Below are 22,104 nucleotides of genomic sequence, written 5' to 3'. Positions count from 1 at the left end.
TCAAGAAACGCGCGGATCACCGCCATCGGGTTGCCACCCGGGCGCCCGGTGTCCATCAGGCTGCCCATGGAAGATCCAGCAGACCAGCCGACTTTCAGCGTCGACGGCAACCAGATGACGCTGCTCGATACCGGCCCCCGCCGCCTCGACGCGGTGCTCGCGCTGATCGACGGCGCCGAGCGAACCCTGCGCATCCTCTATTACATCTACGCCGACGACGAGTCCGGAAAGCGCGTCAACGCCGCGCTCATTGCCGCCGCCAAACGCGGGGTCGAGGTCGCGCTGATCGTCGACGGGTTCGGTAGCGACGATGCCCCACACGCCTTTTTCGAACCGCTCGAAGCCGCTAACGTGTCGGTATGCCGGTTTTCCGCACGGTTCGGCCGCCGCTACCTGCTCCGCAACCACCAGAAGCTCGCGCTTGCCGACGAGACCCGGATTATCATCGGCGGCTTCAACATCGAGGACGATTATTTCGGGACTGCCGCAGAGCAGGCGTGGCGTGACCTAGGATTGCTGGTTGAGGGTCCGGCGGCGGGGCGGCTGGCCGGCTATTTCGATGCGCTGAAGGAGTGGATCCATGAGCCGAAGGGCAAGCTGCGGCGGCTGAACGCGGCGCTGTCTCACTGGAGCGAGACCAAGGGCGCGACCCGCTGGCTGATCGGTGGACCGACGCGGAAGCTGTCGCCCTGGGCTCGCGCGGTGCGCGACGACATGCGACGCGGGCGGCGGATCGACATCATCGCCGGTTATTTCACGCCTAGTCCCGCACTGCTGCGTCGGCTCGATAAGGCCGGGCGGCGGCAGGCCGAGGTCCGGGTCGTCACCGCGAGCAAATCCGACAATAACGCGACGATCGCGGCGGCGCGGTTCACCTATGCGGGGCTATTGCGGAAGGGCGTGCGGCTGTTCGAATACCAGCCGACCAAGCTGCATACGAAGCTCTACGTGATCGACGATGCGGTCCATATCGGCTCGGCGAACTTCGACATGCGCAGCCTGTTCATCAATCTCGAACTGATGCTGCGAATCGAGGATGCGGCGTTCGCAGCGCATGTCCGGGGGTATATCGATGGCGAAGTGGCGAAGTCGGTCGAGGTGACCAAGGAACTGTACCAGGCGAACACCGGTTGGATGCAGCGGCTCAAGCAGCTTGGCGCGTATTTCGTGGTGGCGGTGGTGGATCCCAGCTTGTCGCGCGGGCTGAACTTCGGGATCGACGAATAGTAGGCGGGTTCAAGCCTCCCGGCAGAGGGAAGCTCGACGACCTTCGTACGCTAAATGCACCAGCGCCGACGGCAAAGCCGCCGTCGGACGGGTTCGGCTAGTTCTAGCCTACCCGCCGTCCGGGCCTGAAGCTGCGCGGCGCTTTGCTTGCGCATCGGCGCGGGCGTGGCCGCGCCTGCGTCAGTCCTTCCACGCCCAATACAGCTGCGCCGGCGGCACATTCCACCACTCCATGTCGTGATCGATCGACTCGAAATGCGGGGTCAGGAAGTCCTTCACCTTGGGCGAGAACTGATAGACCAGGAACGCACCGCCGGTCCGCAGAACCGAGTGCGTCGCGGTCGCGATCGCCGGGCCGACACCGGGGGGCAGCGTCGAGAAGGGCAGGCCCGACAACACGTAGTCCGCCTTTTCGAAGCCGTGGTCAGCGACGATCGTCTCGACCTCGTCGGCCGACCCCAGCACCGCAAAGAAGCGCGGGTCGGTGATCGTGTGGCGCAGATACTGGATAAATTCGGGGTTCGTATCGATCACCACCAACTTGGCGTCGGACGCCATCCGGTCGAGGATCGGGCGGCAGAACGTGCCGACGCCTGGGCCATATTCGACGAACAGCTTGCAGTTCGCCCAGTCCACCGGACCGAGCATCTTGCGGATCAGCTTATCCGACGACGGCACGATCGACCCGACCATCACCGGGTGTTTCAGGAACCCTGAAAAGAACATCTGCCACGGGGACGGCACGCCGGCTGGTCGGCTGCGTGCACGCCGGGTGGCGGTGGTCGAACTGGGCATCGCGTTCCTTACGGTCAGGGGTCCCGCGCGCTGGCGAGGCTTTGGCCCTCCCGTCGCACGAATTCCGAACGCGTTTCAAGGGCCGCAGGTTGCATCGGGCGACGAACCGAAGCGGAAGTCGTGCTGCGGCAAGTGGTTCTGGCAGCTTTGCCAAGCGTACGGCATCGCTTAAGCACGGATCATGAACGACGATCGGGCAGGACAGATTGCAGTTATTTTCGTGTCGATCCGTAACGACGCGGACGCCGCAGGTTATGGCGAGGCCGCCGTGGCCATGGACGCGCTAGCTGCAGCTCAGCCTGGCTATCGCGGCGTCGACAGCGCGCGCGAGGCGGGCGGCATGGGGATCACCGTCAGCTATTGGGCGGACGACGCTGCGGCGATCGCATGGCGCGACCATCCCGAGCACACCGCGATTCGCGAACGCGGGCGGGCACTCTGGTACGACAGCTATTCGGTCAACATCGCGCGGATCGAGCGTGCCTATCATTGGACACGGCCATGATTGGCGCATCGACGGACGGCCCGAAGATCGACCGCCGCTTCGCGCTGATGTTCCTCGTGATGCTGACGATCGCCGCGGGGAATACAGCACTGCAATCGGTGCTGCCGGCACTCGGGCGGTCGCTCGGGGTCGCCGATAGCGCGGTCGCGGCGGCGTTCTCGGTCTCCGCTCTGCTGTGGGTGATCGCCGCGCCGTTCTGGGCGAACCGGTCGGACAAGCACGGCCGGCGCGCGATGATCCTGCTCGGCGTCGGTGGGTTCAGCGTGTCGCTGACCTTGTGCGGCGTGTTCCTGCTGGCCGGAATCAACGCTTGGATCGGCGGCACGACTGCGTTCCTGTGCTTCATCGGTGGCCGGCTCATCTACGGCACGTTCGGCGCGGCGGCACCGCCGGCGGTGCAGGCGCTCGTGGCTGGCGAGACGACGCGCGAGGAGCGAACCAAGGCGCTGACGTTGCTCGCCTCGGCGTTCGGGCTCGGCACGATATTGGGGCCGGCGATAGCGCCGTACCTGATCCTCGGCTCGGTCGGCGGAGTCGAGATCGGGCTGGCCGGCCCGGCGTTCCTGTTCGCCGTGTTCGGGGTGGCGGTGTGGATCACGGTGCGGCGGATGCTGCCCGACGACAAGATCGTCGCCCCGCACGAAACGCACGGCGCGAGTTCGGCTTACCCCTCGATCGGCGGCGCGCCGACCGGTGCGTCAGTGGCGGCCGCGACCGGATCGCATGTCGAGCATGTAGGCTACACCGACCCGCGCATCCGCGCGTGGATGATCGCCGGGCTCGTGATGGGCCACGCGCAGGCGATGACGGGGCAGGCAATCGGCTTCCTCGTGATCGACCGGCTCCACCTCGCCCCTGCCCTCGCACTGGAGCCGACCGGCATCGTGCTGATGATGGGCGCCGGGGCTGCGCTGCTCGCGCAATGGGGCATCATCCCGCGCTTGAACATGACTCCGCGCCAGCTCGTTCTGACCGGACTGGTGCTTGCGGCTGCCGGTACCGCGCTGACCGGAATCGCAACGTCGCTCTACACGATCGCGACTGCCTATGCGCTGGCCAGCCTCGGCTTCGGTTTCACGCGACCGGGGTTCACGGCGGGGGCTTCGTTGGCTGTTGGCGCCAATGCGCAAGGCTCGGTCGCGGGGAAGGTCACGAGCATTAACGGCGCAAGCTTCGTGCTCGGGCCGTCGATCGGCGTCGCCTTGTACGAGGCACAGCACTCCCTCCCCTATCTGATCGCGGGCGCGGCGTGCGTCATGATGATCGCCTATGCCTGGCGGTCTTTACAAGATGCCAAAGAGAGTCGAGGCTAGGCCAAGTCGTTGTTTACGATCGGTTATCGACGAACCAAAGTTGATCTACCGGGTCGTTTTGCTAGCATCAGCGGTATGATCGCCACACCGCACCGCGCCGCCCACCCGCCTTTCTCGGCGTTAGCCGGGGCGGTCGCGCTGATCGTCGTCGTCTCGCTCAGCATCCACGTGGTGATGCTGCAGGTGCTCTGGGTCCCTTATCCCTATCCGAAGGGGCTTGGCAGATTGGGGATGCTGTACCCACTTTCGCAATCTATCGGTCTCATCGCGTTGGCGGCCACTGCGCTGCCATGGCTACGTCGATTCCCCGTCGCGATACGCGGACCGATCGTCGGAATGCTGTTCGCGACGATGAACGGCATAGTTCGCAACGCACTTATGGGCGGCTTTACCACGAACGACTTCGGCGGAGGGGTAGCGGGGTTCGTCCTCGGCGGTCTCCTCGATCTGATCCTGGGCACGCTCGCGGTGGCGGCGGTGTCGCATCTACGCAATATCGCGCTGCGCTTCCTGGCCGCCCTCGCGCTGACTGCGGCAAGCGTGTTCGTCCTTAATCCGGTGTTGGCGACGCTGCTGGCCCCGATCATCGCGTGGTCGGCTCAACATACGCGCCCCGACGTCTATCTGGTGCCCTACGGCCCCAACGTGCTGGTGCCGAGCTACCTGCTGTTCGGCGAGACGGTGGTCGCCTGCCTCCTCGCACGCTTCGTCATCACTTTACGTGACGTGGCGTGGGATCGATCGGGACTGATCCGCTATATCGGGCTGGTACTTCTTGTTCGAGGCACTGGCGTGATGATGTTCGGTTGGGGGCCGATCATCGGAATGTTGAGCGTCAGCCAGTTCTTCTTCCAGGATCTGGCAATGGCCTTGCTCATCCATCTCGTCTGGATACAGTTTCGCAGATACCACTCGGCGGGCTGAGCCGGGAGTTTGCTTGGGCGTCCCTCCCTCGGCCAAGTAAGGCGGCCGGGGGACGAACGTCGGAGTTCGGGTACGCAGACAGGACTAGTCGTCCGCCTTGCTGGGGAACGCGAAGCCCAGCGGCTGGATGGCCGTCGCGTCCTGCTTCAGGCGGGCGGCCATCTGTTCGTACTCGCGTTCCGTCTCTGGCGTCACGCTGGCGCGCGACTCCTTCAGCGCGCCTTCGAAATCGGCCATCGTCACGTCGGTCGAGTCGATCGAGCGGCGCAATGCCACCAAGCCGGCGCGGCGGACGACATCTTCCAGGTCTGCACCCGAGAAACGGTCGGTGCGGGCCGCGAGACGGTCGAGATCGACGTCGGACGCTAGCGGCATCTTCTCGGTCTGGATGCCGAGGATGCGGCGGCGGCCGGCCTTGTCGGGGACGCCGACATAGACGAGTTCGTCGAACCGGCCCGGGCGCAGCAGCGCCGGGTCGATCAGGTTAGGCCGGTTGGTCGCACCGATCACGACGACCGATTGCAGCTCCTCAAGCCCGTCCATCTCGGCGAGGATCGTGTTGACGACGCGTTCGGTCACCTGCGGCTCGCCCGCGCCGCTGCCACGGGCGGGCACCAGCGAATCGAGTTCGTCGATGAAGATCACACACGGCGCGACCTGACGGGCGCGCTGGAACAGGCGGGCGATCTGCTGTTCGCTTTCGCCGTACCATTTGCTCAGCAGGTCGGACGATTTGGTGGCGATGAAGTTCGCCTCCGCCTCGCGAGCGACCGCCTTTGCCAGCAGCGTCTTGCCGGTGCCGGGGGGGCCGTAGAGCAGGAAGCCCTTGGCCGGGCGGATACCGAGACGGCGGAACGCGTCGGGGTTCTTGAGCGGGAGTTCGACGCCCTCCTTCAGCCGCATCTGTGCATCGTCAAGACCGCCGACGTCGGCCCAGCGCACGGTCGGTGCCTGCACCATGACTTCGCGCATCGCCGAGGGCTGGACGCGCTTGAGCGCGCCAAGGAAATCCTCGCGCGTGACCGACAGTTCGTCGAGCACTTCGGGCGGGATCGTCCGCTCCTCGAGGTTCAGCTTCGGCATGATTCGACGCACTGCCTCGATCGCCGCCTCGCGGGTCAGTGCGGCGAGATCGGCACCGACGAAGCCATAGGTGGTGCGCGACAGCTCATCGAGATCGACACGGTCGCCGAGCGGCATGCCACGCGTGTGGATGCCGAGGATCTCGCGACGGCCACGCTCGTCCGGCACGCCGACGACGATTTCACGGTCGAACCGGCCCGGACGACGCAGCGCTTCGTCGATCGCTTCGGGACGGTTGGTCGCGGCGATCACGACGAGGTTCGCTCGCGATTCAAGGCCGTCCATCAACGTCAGCAACTGCGCGACGAGACGCTTTTCCGCTTCGCCCGACACTTGGCCACGCTTCGGCGCGATCGAATCGATCTCGTCGATGAACACGATCGACGGTACTGCCTTCGCGGCTTCCTCGAACACTTCGCGGAGGCGTGACTCGGACTCGCCGTACGCCGAGCCCATGATCTCGGGGCCGTTGATCAGGAAGAACTGCGCGTCGGATTCGTTGGCGACGGCGCGCGCGAGACGCGTCTTGCCGGTGCCGGGAGGGCCATGCAGCAACACGCCCTTGGGTGGATCGACGCCGAGCCGCTGAAAGAGTTCGGGGTAGCGGAGCGGCAGTTCGACCATCTCGCGCAGCTGGTCGATCGTCTGCGCCATGCCGCCGATGTCGTCATAGGTGACGTCGGCGCGCCGTGCGGCCTGTGGCTCCTCGTATTCGGAGCGGAGTTCGATCTCGGTATTTTCGTCGATGTGCACCACGCCCTTGGGGCTGGCGGCGATCACCGCGAGGCGGATCTCCTGGAGCGCATAGGCCGGCGCGTTCATGAACTGCTGGACGTTGGGCGGCATGTTGCCGACGCGCTGATGCCCCGCGGTCGCGACGATATCGCCCTGGCAGATCGGCCGGCCGAGGAAGGTGCGCTTGAGTGCGTTGGTCGAACCCTGGAGGCGGAGGTTCTGCTGGGCTGGCGCGAACACGACGCGAGTTGCGGGCTTCGATTCGGCCTTTCGCACCTCGACGAAATCGCCAGAGCCGACGCCGGCATTGGCACGCTGGAGACCGTCGATGCGAAGGATGTCGAGACCTTCGTCTTCCGGATACGGACCGACGGCGCGCGCGGGCGTGTTCTGCTTGCCGAGAATCTCGATCACGTCGCCTTCGCCGATGCCGAGCGTCGCCATCAACGCGCGCGGCAAATGTGCCAGGCCGCGGCCGCTGTCTTCGGGACGCGCATTAGCGACCTGGATTTTTCGCGTGGGGATTTCGCTATCGGGCATCTCGACTCCTTCGAACTCGAAGGATCAAATGGGGGGTGCACCACGCGGTTTCGAGGACTGGCCCCGTTCGCGCTTCCGAAAAACGCACAAAAAAAGGGCCGGCCAATGAAGGCCAGCCCGTGAAAGTTTTTAGGAGAGGATGCCTGAAAGGCGAGGTCTTTTTGCGGCGAGACGGTTCGTGTTGCAAGTGCGAAGGGATCAGCTACGATTGCGCTAACTGCAATCGCATGCATGAATGCGTCCAGCGGTCATTGTCACACTTGTCGAGTCGAAAGAGGAATCATGCGCAGGCTGCCGCCATTGGGGGCTATCGAGGCGTTCGTGCAGGTCGCGCGGCTGGGGTCGATCAAGGCCGCCGCTGAGGACCTGGCGCTGTCCGCGCCTGCGCTCAGCCGGCGCGTGCAGAGCCTGGAGCGGTTCATCGCCAAGCCGCTGTTCGCGCGGCGGCATCAGGCGATGGTGCTGAATGCGGATGGTGAGCGGCTGCTCGCGCAGATCGCACCGGTGCTCGACTCACTGTCGGACGCGGTCGAATCGCTGACCAGCACGACCGAGGTGCTGCGGCTGCGTCTCGGGATACTGCCGCTCTACGCGTCGCAGAAGCTGTTCCCCAAACTGGGCGAGCTGCGCACGTCGCACCCCGAGTTGCATCTCGATATCGATACCGCAGCGCATCTCGTGTCGCGGCTCGGCGACGGGCTCGACGCGGTGATCGCGTTGTCGCGCGAGATCGATCCGGCGTTCTACGCGCGGCGGCTCGACCGGAATTCGGTCTATGTGATTGGCGCGCGCAGCCTGCTGGAGCGTGCGGACCCGGTGACCCGGCCCGAGCAGCTCTCGACGCTGACGGCGCTGGTGCACCGCGACATGACGGATACGTTCACCGCATGGCGAACGGCAGCGGGGCTGGATGACATCGAGCCACTAGCGATCGATCATTTCGATTCGGGGGCTTTGATGCTGGAGGCTGCCGCGCAGGGGCTTGGCGTCGCGTTCATGCATGCGAGCCACTTCGAGGATGCGAACGATCCGCGACTGGTTCGGCTGTTCGATATCGAGGTGGAAAGCCCGTACAGCTACTGGTTCGTCTGCCGCCCGCGGGCGTTGCAGACCAAGCCGGTGAAGCTGTTCCACGATTGGCTGATACGGACGGTGGCGGAGGTCTGACCCGCTGCTCCCCTCCCGCTTGCGGGAGGGGTCGGGGGAGGGGCGTGCCTCGCACACCGGACGCCGGTACGTACGTCGCGCCCTCCCCTAGCCCCTCCCGCGAGCGGGAGGAGAATTCAGCTTACGCAGCGCGTGCCTTGACGATCTTCCCAGGTGAACGCGGTGGCTCGCCCTTGGGCAGCGCGTCGATCAGGTCCATGCCGTCGGTGACTTCGCCCCAGACGGTGTACTGCTTGTCGAGGAAGCGCGCGTCGTCGAACACGATGAAGAACTGCGAGTTCGCCGTGTCGGGCTGGTTGGTGCGCGCCATCGAGCAGACGCCGCGGACATGCGGCTCGGCCGAGAATTCCGCCTTGAGGTTCGGCTTGGTCGACCCGCCGGTGCCGTCGCCGCGACCACCGTCACCGCCCTGCGCCATGAAGCCCGGGATCACGCGGTGGAAGGGTACGCCGTCGTAGAAGCCTTCGTTCGCCAGCTCGGCAATGCGCTCGACATGCTTCGGGGCCAGATCGGGGCGGAACTTGATCGTGACGTCGCCGCCATCGAGGGTCAGCGTCAGCGTTTCGGGGGTGTCAGCCATTCATGTTCTCCTGAATTGATGCGCGGCAGATAGGGAGCCGCACTCCGACTGGCAAATGCACGCGCGCCGCGTTAGGGCCCAACCGCGCATCTTTTAAGGGAGGCAGCCATGAGCGAACTCGAGCTTCCCGAGGTCGAAACCGACACCCAGCCCGAAAACCAGCTCGATCGCGACGACCATCTGCGTCCCGAATTCGTGCGCGCCGTGCTCGATGCGGTCGAGGACGGCGACGACGAGGGCGCGCGCGCGCTGGTCGAGCCGTTGCACCCGGCCGACATCGCCGATCTGTTCGAGCTGACCCCGCAGGAGGATCGCGCAGCACTGGCGCGTGCGGTCACCGACCTGCTCGGCGGCGACGTGTTCGCCGAGATGAACGATTACGTCCGCGAGGATCTGATCGACGCGCTCGAGCCGCACCAGGTCGCCGATCTCGCGTCCGAACTCGATACCGACGATGCGGTCGCGATCATCGAGGACATGGACGAGGACGAGCAGCGCGCGGTGCTGCGTGCGCTCGATCCCGACGATCGCGCGGCGATCGAGGAGGCGCTGAGCTACGCCGAGGAGTCTGCCGGTCGCCTGATGCAGCGCGAGCTGATCGCGGTGCCCGAGCATTGGACCGTCGGCGACGCGATCGATTATCTGCGCGGCCACGAGGAGCTGACGACCGATTTCTGGGAGATCTTCGTCGTCGACCCCGCGCACAAGCCGATCGGCACGTGCCAGCTGTCGTGGATGCTGCGCACGCCGCGCGGGATCGCGATCGCCGATGTGATGAAGCGCGAGCAGACGCTGATCCCGGTCGACATGGACCAGGAGGAGGTCGCGCTCCGCTTCCAGAAATACGCGCTGATCTCCGCCGCGGTCGTGGATCATGGCGGCCGGCTGGTCGGCATGATCACGGTCGACGACATCGTCCACATCATCTCCGAAGAGGCGGGCGAGGATACGTTGCGTCTGGCAGGCGCCGGCGACGGCGACATCAACGAGCCGATCCGGCTGACGGTGCGGACGCGGTTCACGTGGCTGGTCGTCAATCTTGGCACCGCGATGGTAGCGTCTTCCGTCGTCGGGCTGTTCCAGGGGACGATCGCGAGCTTCGCGCTACTCGCGGTGCTGATGCCGATCGTGTCGGGGATGGGCGGCAACGCGGGCACGCAGACGCTCGCGGTGGTGGTGCGGGCGCTCGCGACCAACCAGCTGACGAGTTCGAATACCGCGCGGATGATCGGCCGCGAGTTCCGCATCGCGGCGGCGAACGGCGTGATGCTGGGTGCGCTGATCGGGCTCGGGACCTACGTCATCTTCCACAACCAGAATCTGTCGATCGTGATCGCGGCGGCGATGATGACCAATAACATCGTTGCAGGCTTGAGCGGCGTGCTGGTGCCGGTGACGCTCGACAAGTTCCGGATCGATCCCGCGGTGTCTTCTGCGGTGTTCGTGACGACGATGACCGACACGATGGGGTTCTTCTCGTTCCTCGGGCTCGCGTCTTTGTGGGGCCTGCACGGTTGATCGGCCGGTATTAACGCCCATTTCCAACACCATGCCGCTTCACCTCACCAAAGTCGCGTTCGGCGCGGAAAGCGTCGATCACCTCGCCGAACGGCTCCGGCTGCGCGGCGAGGAAGGGCCGGTGTTCCTCACCACGCGCTATTTGCCCAAGCGGCATGAGGAGGTCGCGGGCCAGGGTTCGATGTTCTGGATCCTGAAGCACCAGTTGATCGCCCGCTCGCCGATTCTCGGATTCGGCGAGGCGGAAGAGGGGCGCGTCGCGATCCATATCGATGCTAAGCTGGTGCTGGTGCAGGCGCGGCCCAAGCGCGCGCATCAAGGGTGGCGGTATCTTGAGGGTGCGGATGCGCCGCTCGATCTGGGTGGCGATGCGACCGGCCTGGACGTGATGCCGCCGGCATTGATGACGAAGCTCGCGGAATTGGCGCTCATTTAAGGGGTGAGGCCCAGAACTCGCCGAGGTTCGTCCCCACCCGACGATAAACTCCACCGTCATCCCCGCGCAGGCGGGATCCATATCCTCAGAGGATACCGATCTTAGTGTGAGGTCAGCCAGTATGGGTTCCCACCTCCGCGGGAATGACGATACACGTTCGGAAGGTATGAGGGCCGATACGGATAGAGTAACTGGCTCGATCCAGATGCGGATTTCGCCCAGGAAGGGTGGGTGTGGAAGGTGCAGCAGCACACCATCCTCTTCTACGGAGCAGAGACTCCCGCCGCCGGCTTCCCACAGTCCACCGGACCGCCTGCCGCTGCATCGACGCGGCATTTCGCGTTGCCGGTGATCGTGACCGTTCCCAGCCCGCTGTTCGTCACCTGCGCCGTGTAGCGCGCCGCGGCTTTCGTCTCGCCAACGCCGTCGAGGTGGACGGTCAGGTCGTTGACCGCCAGCCCCGATGCGTCGATCGCGCCCGGCCCGCTCGTCACGAGGCGCGCGCGCGCCGCGCGGCCGGCGAGCGTCATCTGGCCGGTGCCGATCAGCGTCGCGTTCAGCTGATCGGTATCGGCCCCCGCGAGGGCCAAGCTACCGTTCCCGCTGACCGTCACGTCGACGCGCATGCCGCGCATCTTCGCGATCGTGAGCCGCCCGCCGGCCGCGACGCTGGCCGAGGTCAGCTCAGGTGTCGAGAGCGTCACGACGGTCGGCCCCGCCCCGCCGCCGCCGCGCGTCTGCTCGCCCCAGCCGCCGGTGCCCTTGCGCACCGACAGCGTGGTACCATCGACCCGGACGGCCGCATCGTCCCCCCTGCCCGGGCCGGTGATGGTCGCACGCGGCGAGCCGATCGTGACGCGGACCTCGAACGGCCCCTCGACCCGCACACGATCGAAGCTGCCGACCGAGACCGTCCGGCTCGTCGCGGAAGACTGGGCGAATGCCGGCGAGGACAGGATCAGCGAAGCGGCGAGCAGATATCTCATGCCCGCGAACGTCGCCGGTTATGTACCCCCGCGCAAGTGCGGCGGCGGCTTACCGCCCGCAGCGGACCCGCCCCGAACCCATCTTGGAGATCGTACAGCGGGATTGCGGCCCGAGATCGACGTCACCCGAGCCCAACATGGCGACCTTGGCAGCGCCGTTCACCACCGCGCGCACGCTTCCCGAACCGGCGATCTCGACCGACGCCGATTGCGCCTCAAACCGCGTGCCGTCGAGATCACCCGAGCCTGCGACTTCCACCTTCAGATCGCGCGCCGTACCGCTCGCATGCGCGGTACCCGATCCGGCGATCGTGAATTTCGCCACGTCGACCTTGATCGCCGCGATGTCGAGATTGCCCGATCCGGCGATTCCGCCCTCGAACCCACCGCCCTCGACACGGTCCACGGCCATGTTGCCCGATCCCGAAACGCTTGCGTCGGTCAGTCGCGGCAGGGTGACGTACACCTTCACCTTGGCGCCCTTGCTCCAGCCGAAACTCGCCCCGTTCTTGCGACCGATATTGAGCGTATCGCCGTCACGCTCGATGCGCAGGCGATCGAGTTGTTCGCTCGGCCCCTCTGCGCGAACCGAGAAGCCGGTGCCAACGCGGACGTCGACATCGTCCGAGCCACGCAGGTCGATGCCGTTGAAACCGGCAACCTGGAAGGTCCGGGTGGTCCCCGAGCCGGCCGCCGCAGCCCCCAAGCCTTCATTGTCGCCGTTCCAGCTGAACGAGCAGGCCGCGAGAGGAATGATCAGTCCGAGCGTAAGAAAGTTCATCGCATCCTCCTGTGTATTATTAATACAATACACCGGCGACGGGATTCCGCAACGAGAAACTTGTCTGGCGCTGGCTCGCTGAACGGGCCCCCGTCTTGAGGAAGGAAGCAGCAGAACGAAAAAGGGCGGCCCCGCAGGACCGCCCTTTTGTCTCGGCAAAGCACCCAACAATTAAGCCGGCACCTTGTCCTTGTTGTAGATCGCGGCCGCGGCGCGGAGAATATCGAGGATCTTCTCCTGCGCCTTGGGCTCGTCGAGCTCTTCCATCGCCGCCAGTTCGCGGGCGAGGCGGCTGGTCGCGCCTTCGAAGATCTGGCGCTCGGAATAGCTCTGCTCGGGCTGGTCGTCGGCACGGAACAGGTCGCGGACCACCTCGGCGATCGACACGAGGTCGCCCGAGTTGATCTTCGCCTCATATTCCTGCGCGCGGCGCGACCACATGGTGCGCTTGACCTTGGGCTTGCCCTTGAGCGTGTCCATCGCCTCGCGCATCGTCTTGTCCGACGACAGCTTGCGCATGCCGACGCTTTCGGCCTTGTTGGTCGGCACGCGGAGCGTCATGCGCTCCTTCTCGAACCGGAGGACGTAGAGTTCCAGTGTCATGCCGGCGATTTCCGAGCGCTGGAGCTCGATCACACGGCCGACCCCGTGCTTGGGATAAACGACGAAATCACCGACATCGAAGGACAGTGCCTTGGCAGCCATTTGGGGCCTTTCCGGATCAGGCCTCGCCGCGACGCCTCGACGAAGGACTCGTCGCTGCTGCATCGGGGGAGGGATAGGTCTACACGTCAGGCGGATGACGTAGATCATCGCGCCCGTCGCGGACCCTTCTAGCAGCTTTGCAACAAAATTACCAGCCGAACGTGGCAGGCGGCTTGCCCTTTTCGGGATTCGCCGCCTCTTCTCAGTCGCCTGCGCCGGGTTCGGGCGAGAAAAACTTGTCGAACTTGCCTTCGACGCCCTTCATCGCGTCGGCGTCCGGCGGCGTCTGGTTGTCGTTGCGCGTGACGTTGGGCCATTGCGCCGAGAACGTCGTGTTGAGCTCGAGCCATTGCTCAAGCCCGCTCTCGGTGTCGGGCAGGATCGCTTCGGCGGGGCATTCCGGCTCGCACACGCCGCAGTCGATGCACTCGCTGGGATTGATCACCAGCATGTTCTCGCCTTCGTAGAAGCAGTCGACCGGGCACACTTCCACGCAGTCCATGTACTTGCAGCGGATGCAGGCATCGGTGACGACGTAGGTCATTGCAGAACTCCTGGGCCGGATTCCTTTCCGGCGACGAACGCGCCAGCGACTATGCGCGCCTGCCCCTCGCGTCAATCATAGCAAGCCTTCTGCGAGACGTTATCAGGCTTTGCCACTCTCGTATCCTCCCCCGCCAGGGGGAAGTGGCTGGCACTCGCCAGACGGAGGGGGAGGAAAGGGAAAACCTCGGTTGCGTATCCTCCCCCTCCGTCACCGTCGGCGCCACCTCCCCCTTGCGGGGGAGGATCGAATTTATTCCGAAGCAGGACCGCGGATCGTGCCGGCGGGCGTCCTCCCAGCGATCAGGTCCTGATAGCACGCCTGAGCTTCGGGGGCGGGGCCGCGGCGCGAGGGGAGCGCTTCGACACGGATCACCCGCACCTCGTCGTTGGCGGCGAAAGTGAGGACATTCCCGATCCGCACCGGGCAATGCGCGCGATCGATCGGGCGGCCGTCGATGCGCAGATGCCCCTTCTCGGCGATCGCCTGCGCGGCGCTGCGCGTTTTCGCGAGCCGCACGAACCACAGGAACCGATCGATCCGCATCGCGCCTTCAACCATGGCGAACCAGTGCAGCAAGCCCGGCAAACGCATTCTGCCGCGACGGATCGATCGGCGTCGGAGCCACAGCCCGCGCCGGAGGCCGCCCACGCCAGACCCAGCGCGGCGTGTCCCCCGCCAGCGCCTTGAACCCGAGTTCGGCCATCAACCGCTCCAGCGACGCGGGATCGACGCCGATCGAGGTGGCCAGGGCAGGATCGGGCGCGAACGGCGTACGCCCCTGCCGCGAGTCGTGTGCGGCACGCGCAATGCGTTCGATCAGGTCGATCCGGACCGCCTGGAGCCCAAGCGGACGGAACCCCGCCTCGAGGACCGCACCTTCGCTGCCACGTGGCAGTACCGTCGCCCCATCTCGCGGGGCGGCGATCGTCGTACCGCGGGCCGCCGCGAGGATACGCCGCCACCGCGCCGACTCGGGCTTGAGCAACCGCGCATCGAACAGATCGAGCGCGCCGACCGTGATCCCGATCTTGCGCAACCGCTTGCGCTCCTCGGGATCGATCGCCTCGAGTGCGAGCCGCATCGGCAACCGCGGCAAGATCCCGCCGGCCTCCTCAATCGCACTCGCGACCGCACGCAACGCCGGAGTCGCGTTCGGATCACGGCTCAATTCGGCGAGGTGGACCAGCACGGCGATCCGCCGCTTCAGCATCGCCGCGAGCCACAGCGACAGCCGCGCCTCGATTCGATCGCGCGCGGGCTTGTCGAGACAGTCGAGCGATCGGTCGAGGATCAGCTTCGGCCGCGCGAACGACGGCCCCGCCGCCAGCCGAGCCACCGCGTGCCCCGCCCAGATCACCTGCGCCGCGTCGTCGAGCGCGATATCGGCGTCCGGCGCATCGACGAGCGACTGCCCGCGCCGCGACCGCTCGCCGGTGAGCCGCTTTTCCGCCGCCGCGAGCAGCAGCCGCTTGTCGCTCGCCCGCGCGTCCGCCGCGACGGTGAAGCGGAACCCGTCGAGCCGACCGATCGGATGATCCTCGACCATCACCTCGCCCTCGGGCCCGATCACTACCGGCAGCGCGCCCGCATCCGCGCCGATCTGACGCATCAGCGCGGTCGTGCGCTTGTCGACGAACCGCTGCGTCAGGCTGGCGTGGAGCGCATCCGACAGGCGTTCTTCGAGTGCGGCAGTGCGCGCCGCCCACAGCGTCGGCTCGGCCAACCAGTCCGCCCGCTGCGCGATATACGCCCAGATCCGCGTTGCTGCGATCCGCCCGGCGATGACGGGCACGTCGCCCGCCACGGTATCGAGCCGCGCGATTTCGTCGGCGAACCACTGGTGCGGGATATGCCCCCGTCCCTCGCTGAGATGCCCGAACACCCGCGACACGAAGCGCGCATGCGGATCGAGACCGACTTTCCGGAAATCGGGCAACCCACATGCAGCCCACAGGCGTGCGACCATCGCCGGATGCCGCGCCCGCTCACGGACCCAGCCCTCCTCGGCCAGCCGCTTCAAGACGCCGAGATCTAGTGCTTGGGGGGCGGCGCGCAAAACCCCGGCAGGCGGGCGCGCTTCGAGGCTAGCCACCAGCGCATCGATGCTGGAAAAATCGGGCTCACCCTGCCGCCAATAGAGGTTCTCGAGTCGCGGAAACCGGTGCTCTTCGATCGCCAGCACTTCCTCGGGCAGGAACGCGCCGGGGCCGTCGTCAGACAGCGCGCCGAACGTGCCATCGCGCTGATGCCGCCCGGCGCGGCCTGCGATCTGCGCCATCTCCGCCACCGTCAGGCGACGCTGGCGCTTGCCGTCGAACTTGTTGAGGCTGGCGAACGCGACATGCGCGACGTCCATGTTGAGCCCCATCCCGATCGCGTCGGTCGCGACCAGATAATCGACCTCGCCCGCCTGGAACATCGCCACCTGCGCGTTGCGGGTGCGGGGGCTGAGCGCGCCCATCACGACGGCCGCACCACCGCGCAGACGCCGCAGCATCTCGGCGACCGCGTAGACTTCCTCCGCCGAGAACGCGACGATCGCCGAGCGCTTGGGCAGCCGACTGATCTTCTTCGCGCCGGCATAGGTCAGCGTCGAGAATCGCGGCCGGTTGACGATCTCCGCGCCGGGGACGAGCTTCTTGATCATCGGCCGCAGCGCCTCGGAGCCAAGGATCATCGTCTCCTCGCGTCCCCGCGCGCGCATCAGGCGATCGGTGAAGACATGGCCGCGCTCGGGATCGGCGCCGAGTTGCGCCTCGTCCAGGCCGACGAACGCGACGTCGCGGTCGGGCATCGACTCGGCCGTGCACAGGAACCAGCGCGCGTCGGGCGGGACGATCTTCTCCTCGCCGGTGACCAGCGCGACGCGGTTCGCGCCCTTGATCGCGACGACGCGGTCATAGACCTCGCGCGCGAGCAAGCGCAGCGGGAAGCCGATCATGCCACTGGAATGCGCGCACATCCGCTCGATCGCGAGGTGCGTCTTGCCCGTGTTCGTCGGGCCGAGAACCGCGGTAACGCCAGCGGAGACATCGTCGCTCATGGCCGACAACATCGGGGGTTAAGCGGGCCGGCGCAATGACCTGGGTGGAATTGCGCGGTGTTGGCGCGGTGAATTGCGAAGTTGAGCGCTCGATCGTTGGCTCCAAGCGTGAAGGCGAAGCGTGCGCCCGCCATTACCACCACCCCGGCGCAGGCCGGGGCCCAATTGGGAAGATCGGGGTAACGAAGCGCAAACTCCGTTAGAGCCGCCCCCAATTGGGCCCCGGCCTCCGCCGAGGTGGTGGCCCGGGTAGTCGCCCAGGTGGTGGACGTGTGGAGACGCCTCCGCCTGGACGAGCGGTGTTGAGCGCGGGACATGATGCCAGCCGCTACGGCTCCACCCCGACTCACGCACGCCCCGCCGCCGCCAGGCCCCACAACCGTCCCGGTTAATTTGACTTTAGCATGTCCCCGCCACAACCGCTCTCTCGCGCCGGGGGAGATACCGCGCACGAAGATTAGAACGCGATTTCGGGGCTGACACGCGTGTATTTGCAGAACGATCAGGCGCTGGAGTTAGCCGGGGAACTGGCGGGCGGCGGAGCACGCGGGTTCGGCCGTGCGCGCGATCGGCTTCCCGCCCCCGCCCCGAAGGCCGCCCCGTCGCGGATCGACTGGGTCCCGGATCTCGGCGCACGGATCGGTAGCCGCGACTGGTGGCGCGGACTCGCGACCTGCACCGCGTTGTGCGCCGCGACGGTGATGCTCGCACCGGGGTTCAAGCCGCTGGTCGGCGCGGTGCCGGCGCCGCTCGCTGGCGCGGAGTGGGAGGAGACGCGGGCGCAGGGCATCGCACCGCTCGCCCAGGGCGCAACCACCGGGCGGCGGATGGCGGCGAACGACCTCGTCGCGCCGCTCGCCGATGCGCCCGAACGCCCGACCCTCGAACTGTCCGCGACGCTGGGCCAGGGCGATGCGTTCGACCGGGCGCTGATGCGTGCAGGCGTCGGCCGGGGCGATGCGGAGGCCGCTGCGGCGCTGGTCGCGCAGTCGGTCGACCCCAAGGCGATCCCGGCCGGCACGCGGATCGCGCTGACGCTCGGGCGCCGGCCCGACCGCACCGTCGCGCGTCCGCTGGAGCAGCTGAATTTTCGCGCGCGGTTCGATCTGGCGCTGTCGTTGACGCGCGGTGCGAGCGGGCTGGCCGTGAACCGCAAGCCGATCGCGGTCGATACGACGCCATTGCGGATCCAGGGCCTGGTCGGTTCCAGCCTGTACCGATCCGCGCGCGCCGCCGGCGTCCCAGGTAAGGCGGTGGAGTCGTTCATCAAGGCGATCTCGACCCGCCTTTCGATCGGCCGGGACGTGACGGCGGCGGACACCTTCGACGTGATCGTCGAGCGTGAGCGCGCCGCGACCGGCGAGACGCGGATCGGCGACCTGCTGTTCGCCGGCATCGACCAGGGACGGCGCAAAGTGCAACTCGTCCGGTTTTCGCCCGACGCGGCACCCAATGCAGCAAACGTCGATGCTGGCGACGACGCCGACACCAATGAGGGCCGCGGCGGCTGGTTCGATGCGAACGGCCAGACCGAGCGCCGCGCGGTGTCGAGCATGCCGGTCGTCGGCCGGATCACCTCGAGCTACGGCATGCGCTTCCATCCGCTGCTCGGCTTCACGCGGATGCACAAGGGGCTCGACATCGGCGCCCCTTACGGCTCGCCGATCCACGCGATGACCGACGGCGTCGTCGCGTTCGCCGGGCGAACCGGCGGCTATGGCAATTTCGTCAAGCTCGCGCACGGCGGCGGCATGGCGAGCGGCTACGGCCATATGAGCCGGATCGCGGTAGCGTCGGGCACCCGAGTCCGGCAGGGTCAGGTGATCGGCTATGTCGGCTCCACGGGCATGTCGACCGGCCCGCATCTGCACTGGGAAGTGTGGAAGAACGGCGCCGCGATCAACCCACGCTCGGTCTCGTTCGCCAGCGTCGCGCAACTGTCGGGCGAGAAACTGCGGGCGTTCAAGGCAAAGGTGGCGCAGTTATTGGCGGTACGCGTCGGCGGATAACCGACACCCTTGCGATGCTGGGCATTGGCTACGATTCGCTATGCCACGCGAGACCAAAACGGCCGTGAAGTGCTAGTGTGAAGTATAGGAAGTGCACACGCTGAGAGCGTTGATACCCTCCGACGGTGGAGAGCAGATGCGACGTCGGTTTTTCTCGGAAGATGTGCGGGGGGGCACAAGGCGATGTGAACGACTTTGCCGGTGTAGGACAGCGGTGGTGGTCGCCAAAGCCAGTGGCGGACGGGCGACACGTCGCAGCGCTCGGGAATGTCCGACCGTCGTTGTGCTACTCAGCCGCCGTCCCGCCGCCAATCTCATTATATCGTACACGGTCGGATGCGCCGTCGCGAAGGCCATGCGCCCTAGCCTGATTGGCTGAGGCACCATTGCGTGTCGCAATGGGGACGAGTCTTTTTCACAATCAGGCTTTCTCGACGCGGAACTGGAACAGGTGCTTCTCGCCATTTATCTCGACAGCGAGCACCACGATCTCGCCGACCTTGGCATTCTTCAGTTTGGAGCAGATTATACGGCCGCCATACCCGCTTTCCGGATCAAGCGTGGTCATTTGAACATATTCGTCGTTGAGCATTTCCAGCGTCTTGTTCAAGCCGATCTGGCTCAACGCAATCGCGCCGCCACCAGCAGCCACCGACGCGAGTTGCCCATCGCTCAAGCCGGGCCGATCTATGACCGTCCGGTAAACACGTCCGCCCGGTGCGTATGTCGTTACGGTCGTATCGTTGTTCTGCGCTGCGGCGGCGGCACCAGCAAGCATCGCATAGCCGATCTGTGACCACATCGCCCGCTTCTTGGTCCTGGACTCTATCTGGTCTTTCGTAAAAACCGGCAGAATTTCGCTACCATATGAAAACGACATGTTCTCGACGCCAATATTCATCGGCGATTTCGACTTGTTATAAACTGCGACCCGGAAAGTCAGGCTTCCATGATCCAGTCCTGGTAGTGGAACAACCCGGACGGCGGCTTGCTGGTCCGGCAGATCCTCTTCGATCGTCGGCACGCCTCGGTCGAACCGGACGATTTGCGCAGACGTCGGCGCTGGCTTGATTTCAAGTTTCGCGAACGCAGGCGTCGCCGTCAGCGCAAATGCGCCGAAAATAACAAGTGTCTTCATCATGCCCCCAAAACCGCGAATCCCCATCCGCGTCCAGGGACAAGTATCACGCGCTCTAGTCTCAGATCAACATGTACAGATTTACAAAAGTTCGGTTCATTTTATCGACAATTCTAATGAAGCGTTTGTTCCAGACTAAGTCACAAGGCTATACGTTGTCAGTACATTGTCTGTCACGGCGAACGGCATGCGTGACCGCATATCATCGGAATTTGATGATGTCTGGCGAAGATCCAAGGCGGCTTCTGCCAAATTCCCGCGTGAGGGGTCGTCGTGCACCTACTTCCCCTGCGCGCGCCACCGCTGGATGGTGCGGCCGATGATCTGGTCCTCGCCGCCGACATCGCGCCACAGTTCGGAGAATAGCGGGTCGCCCGACGCCGGTCGCTTCGATTCCTCCAGCCCGTCGAAGCTCACGCGGATCGGGATGGTCACGCCTTCGCCGCAGATGATGCATTCGCGGTTGCGCAGCGCGGGGATCGAATCGAGGAAGCCGCGCGCGCCTTCCGGCATGGCGGCGCGGACGAACGCCTGGTCGCGGTCGTTGTTGAGGCGCATCGCGATGATCGTACCGCACTGCGACAACACGCCCTCCGCGAGATCGGACGGACGCTGCGTGATGAGCCCCAGCGACACCCCGTATTTGCGGCCTTCCTTGGCGATCCGCCCGAGGATCCGGCCGACCGAACTGGTCGTATCCACCCCCGCCGGGATGTAGCGATGCGCCTCCTCGCAGACGAGCAGGATCGGTCGCTGCGGCTCGTTGCGCGACCAGATCGCGAAGTCGAACGTCATCCGCGCCAGCACCGCGACCACCACGGACGTAATGTCCGACGGCACGCCCGAGACGTCGATGATCGAGATCGGCTTGCCGTCGCCGGGCAGTCGGAAGATGCGGCTGAGGAAGCTCGCCATCGTGTCCGCGACAAGCATGCCCGAGAACATGAAGCCGTAACGCGGGTCGGTCTTGATCTCGTCGATCTTGGACTTGAGCCGCAGATAGGGCGCAGTGTCGCCCGCGCGGTCCATCTTGCCCATCTCGGCGCTGATAATCGTGGTCAGGTCGCTGAGCAGGTACGGGATCGGCGCGTCGACGGTCAGCTTGGCGATCTCCTGCCCGAGGCGGCTTTTCGCCTTCGCCGCGAGCAGGCACTTGGCGAGGATGTCGGCATCGAACTGCCGCGCGGAGCCGCTGCTGGTGAGGAAAACCTCGCAATGCTCCTCGAAGTTCATCAGCCAATACGGCATCTGCAGGTTCGACACGTCGTAGATCGCACCGTTCGACGTGAACGCCGCGGCGTATTCGCCGTGCGGATCGATCATCACGATATGACCCTGCGGTGCGAGTTCGCAGATGCGGTGGAGGATCAGCGCGGCACTGGTCGACTTGCCCGTGCCGGTCGAACCGACGAGCGCAAAATGCTTGCCCAGCATGGCATCGACGTACAGCGCGGCGGGAATGTCGTTGGTCGGATACACCGTGCCGATCGTGATGTTCGCGCGGTCGTCCGCGGCATAGATCTGTTGCAGGTCCGCCGTGGTGATCGGGAACACCTCGCAACCCGGCATCGGATAGCGCGTGACGCCGCGGCGGAACCCGACGAGCTTGCCAGTGCGTTGCTCCTCGTCGCCTTCGCCGAGATAATCGATCTCCGCGGCGACGCAGGTGCCGGCGGCATCCTCGAGCTTGAGCGAGCGGATATTGGCGACCAGCCACGTCGCGCCGACACGCATCTTGATCTGGCTGCCGACCTGTCCCGCCGCTGCGACGACGGGGTCGGCATCGCCCTGCAGCACGGCGATCGCGGCCCGATCGAGAAGGATGCGGCTGCTCGATCCGGCGATCGCGAAGACCACGCCGACCGGGGCCGCCACGGCGCTCGCTACCGCGTATCCGCCCGTCAGGGGTGCCGCGCGCAAGAATGCGCCAGGTCCCGGCATGTCGCTCATCGCCGCAAAATCTCCAGTCATTTCCGACCGAACCCTGCCGCGATAATTGTAAATATCCGATGACGACGGCGTTGAACTTGCTAAGAAAATCTCCGCGTGAGCTGGTTGCTCAAGCATTTTCC

At 65.8% G+C, this 22,104-nt stretch carries 19 protein-coding genes; 8 read left to right on the top strand and 11 right to left on the bottom strand.

The window, feature by feature from the left end; all coding sequences use genetic code 11:
- The first annotated feature begins 66 nt into the window (after positions 1-66).
- A complete protein-coding gene (locus AC1MH0_RS12380; RefSeq protein ID WP_480963024.1) occupies positions 67-1,227 on the top strand; it encodes a phospholipase D-like domain-containing protein in 1,161 nt (386 codons plus the stop codon).
- 180 nt (positions 1,228-1,407) lie between these two features.
- On the opposite strand, the gene AC1MH0_RS12375 is transcribed toward AC1MH0_RS12380, so the two are convergent.
- Positions 1,408-2,022 (bottom strand): class I SAM-dependent methyltransferase, encoded by a 615-nt coding sequence (locus tag AC1MH0_RS12375; protein WP_136188766.1) that lies wholly within the window; start codon positions 2,020-2,022, stop codon positions 1,408-1,410.
- Positions 2,023-2,203: 181 nt separating this feature from the next.
- On the opposite strand from AC1MH0_RS12375, the gene AC1MH0_RS12370 reads away from it, so the two are divergent.
- The 3 genes from AC1MH0_RS12370 to AC1MH0_RS12360 all read left to right on the top strand — a co-directional run bounded on the left by AC1MH0_RS12370 (position 2,204) and on the right by AC1MH0_RS12360 (position 4,764).
- On the top strand, positions 2,204-2,527 hold the full coding sequence (locus AC1MH0_RS12370; RefSeq protein WP_480963023.1) for an antibiotic biosynthesis monooxygenase: 324 nt from the start codon (positions 2,204-2,206) through the stop codon (positions 2,525-2,527).
- Positions 2,524-3,840 carry an MFS transporter gene (locus tag AC1MH0_RS12365; protein ID WP_480963022.1) on the top strand — a complete coding sequence of 439 codons (1,317 nt, stop codon included), beginning with the start codon at positions 2,524-2,526 and terminating at the stop codon, positions 3,838-3,840. Before AC1MH0_RS12370 ends, AC1MH0_RS12365 begins: the two co-directional genes overlap by 4 nt.
- Positions 3,841-3,915: 75 nt before the next feature.
- Positions 3,916-4,764, top strand: coding sequence for a hypothetical protein (locus tag AC1MH0_RS12360; protein ID WP_480963021.1), 849 nt, complete (start codon positions 3,916-3,918; stop codon positions 4,762-4,764).
- An 84-nt stretch (positions 4,765-4,848) separates the two neighbouring features.
- Here AC1MH0_RS12360 and AC1MH0_RS12355 read toward each other — a convergent pair whose 3' ends face one another.
- The gene (locus tag AC1MH0_RS12355; protein WP_480963020.1) at positions 4,849-7,122 is read right to left on the bottom strand and encodes a CDC48 family AAA ATPase; all 2,274 of its coding nucleotides are present in this window, start codon (positions 7,120-7,122) and stop codon (positions 4,849-4,851) included.
- A gap of 282 nt (positions 7,123-7,404) precedes the next feature.
- On the opposite strand from AC1MH0_RS12355, the gene AC1MH0_RS12350 reads away from it, so the two are divergent.
- Positions 7,405-8,289, top strand: a complete 885-nt coding sequence (locus tag AC1MH0_RS12350; protein ID WP_060526147.1) for a LysR substrate-binding domain-containing protein — start codon at positions 7,405-7,407, stop codon at positions 8,287-8,289.
- Between the two features lie 121 nt (positions 8,290-8,410).
- On the opposite strand, the gene AC1MH0_RS12345 is transcribed toward AC1MH0_RS12350, so the two are convergent.
- The gene (locus tag AC1MH0_RS12345; protein ID WP_480963019.1) at positions 8,411-8,869 is read right to left on the bottom strand and encodes a peptidylprolyl isomerase; all 459 of its coding nucleotides are present in this window, start codon (positions 8,867-8,869) and stop codon (positions 8,411-8,413) included.
- A 108-nt stretch (positions 8,870-8,977) separates the two neighbouring features.
- Here AC1MH0_RS12345 and mgtE point away from each other — a divergent pair, with 108 nt between their 5' ends.
- Together mgtE and AC1MH0_RS12335 are read left to right on the top strand one after the other, a co-directional pair.
- Positions 8,978-10,387, top strand: a complete 1,410-nt coding sequence (mgtE, locus tag AC1MH0_RS12340; RefSeq protein ID WP_480963018.1) for a magnesium transporter — start codon at positions 8,978-8,980, stop codon at positions 10,385-10,387.
- A gap of 31 nt (positions 10,388-10,418) precedes the next feature.
- Positions 10,419-10,823, top strand: a complete 405-nt coding sequence (locus tag AC1MH0_RS12335) for a DUF1489 family protein (RefSeq protein ID WP_480963017.1) — start codon at positions 10,419-10,421, stop codon at positions 10,821-10,823.
- Between the two features lie 263 nt (positions 10,824-11,086).
- Here the strand turns inward: AC1MH0_RS12335 and AC1MH0_RS12330 are convergent, their stop codons facing one another.
- The 6 genes from AC1MH0_RS12330 to AC1MH0_RS12305 all read right to left on the bottom strand — a co-directional run bounded on the left by AC1MH0_RS12330 (position 11,087) and on the right by AC1MH0_RS12305 (position 16,885).
- Positions 11,087-11,809, bottom strand: a complete 723-nt coding sequence (locus AC1MH0_RS12330; protein WP_480963016.1) for a GIN domain-containing protein — start codon at positions 11,807-11,809, stop codon at positions 11,087-11,089.
- A 49-nt stretch (positions 11,810-11,858) separates the two neighbouring features.
- Positions 11,859-12,590 carry a head GIN domain-containing protein gene (locus AC1MH0_RS12325; RefSeq protein WP_480963015.1) on the bottom strand — a complete coding sequence of 244 codons (732 nt, stop codon included), beginning with the start codon at positions 12,588-12,590 and terminating at the stop codon, positions 11,859-11,861.
- A gap of 171 nt (positions 12,591-12,761) precedes the next feature.
- On the bottom strand, positions 12,762-13,295 hold the full coding sequence (locus AC1MH0_RS12320) for a CarD family transcriptional regulator (protein WP_056053923.1): 534 nt from the start codon (positions 13,293-13,295) through the stop codon (positions 12,762-12,764).
- A gap of 202 nt (positions 13,296-13,497) precedes the next feature.
- Positions 13,498-13,839, bottom strand: a complete 342-nt coding sequence (gene fdxA / locus AC1MH0_RS12315; protein WP_056018438.1) for a ferredoxin FdxA — start codon at positions 13,837-13,839, stop codon at positions 13,498-13,500.
- Positions 13,840-14,091: 252 nt separating this feature from the next.
- Positions 14,092-14,433 carry an RNA-binding S4 domain-containing protein gene (locus AC1MH0_RS12310; protein ID WP_480963014.1) on the bottom strand — a complete coding sequence of 114 codons (342 nt, stop codon included), beginning with the start codon at positions 14,431-14,433 and terminating at the stop codon, positions 14,092-14,094.
- Positions 14,393-16,885, bottom strand: coding sequence for a helicase-related protein (locus AC1MH0_RS12305; protein ID WP_480963013.1), 2,493 nt, complete (start codon positions 16,883-16,885; stop codon positions 14,393-14,395). The genes AC1MH0_RS12310 and AC1MH0_RS12305 overlap by 41 nt, the downstream gene beginning before the upstream one ends.
- Before the next feature lie 485 nt (positions 16,886-17,370).
- On the opposite strand from AC1MH0_RS12305, the gene AC1MH0_RS12300 reads away from it, so the two are divergent.
- Positions 17,371-18,894 carry a M23 family metallopeptidase gene (locus AC1MH0_RS12300; protein ID WP_480963012.1) on the top strand — a complete coding sequence of 508 codons (1,524 nt, stop codon included), beginning with the start codon at positions 17,371-17,373 and terminating at the stop codon, positions 18,892-18,894.
- Between the two features lie 421 nt (positions 18,895-19,315).
- Here the strand turns inward: AC1MH0_RS12300 and AC1MH0_RS12295 are convergent, their stop codons facing one another.
- The gene (locus AC1MH0_RS12295) at positions 19,316-20,032 is read right to left on the bottom strand and encodes a hypothetical protein (RefSeq protein ID WP_480963011.1); all 717 of its coding nucleotides are present in this window, start codon (positions 20,030-20,032) and stop codon (positions 19,316-19,318) included.
- Between the two features lie 279 nt (positions 20,033-20,311).
- Complete coding sequence (locus AC1MH0_RS12290; protein WP_480965737.1) at positions 20,312-21,982, bottom strand: ATP-binding protein; 1,671 nt, start codon at positions 21,980-21,982, stop codon at positions 20,312-20,314.
- Between the last annotated feature and the right edge of the window lie 122 nt (positions 21,983-22,104).

The organism is Sphingomonas sp. AP28 (assembly GCF_056680455.1).
This window is presented reverse-complemented; position numbering and strand designations above follow the sequence as displayed.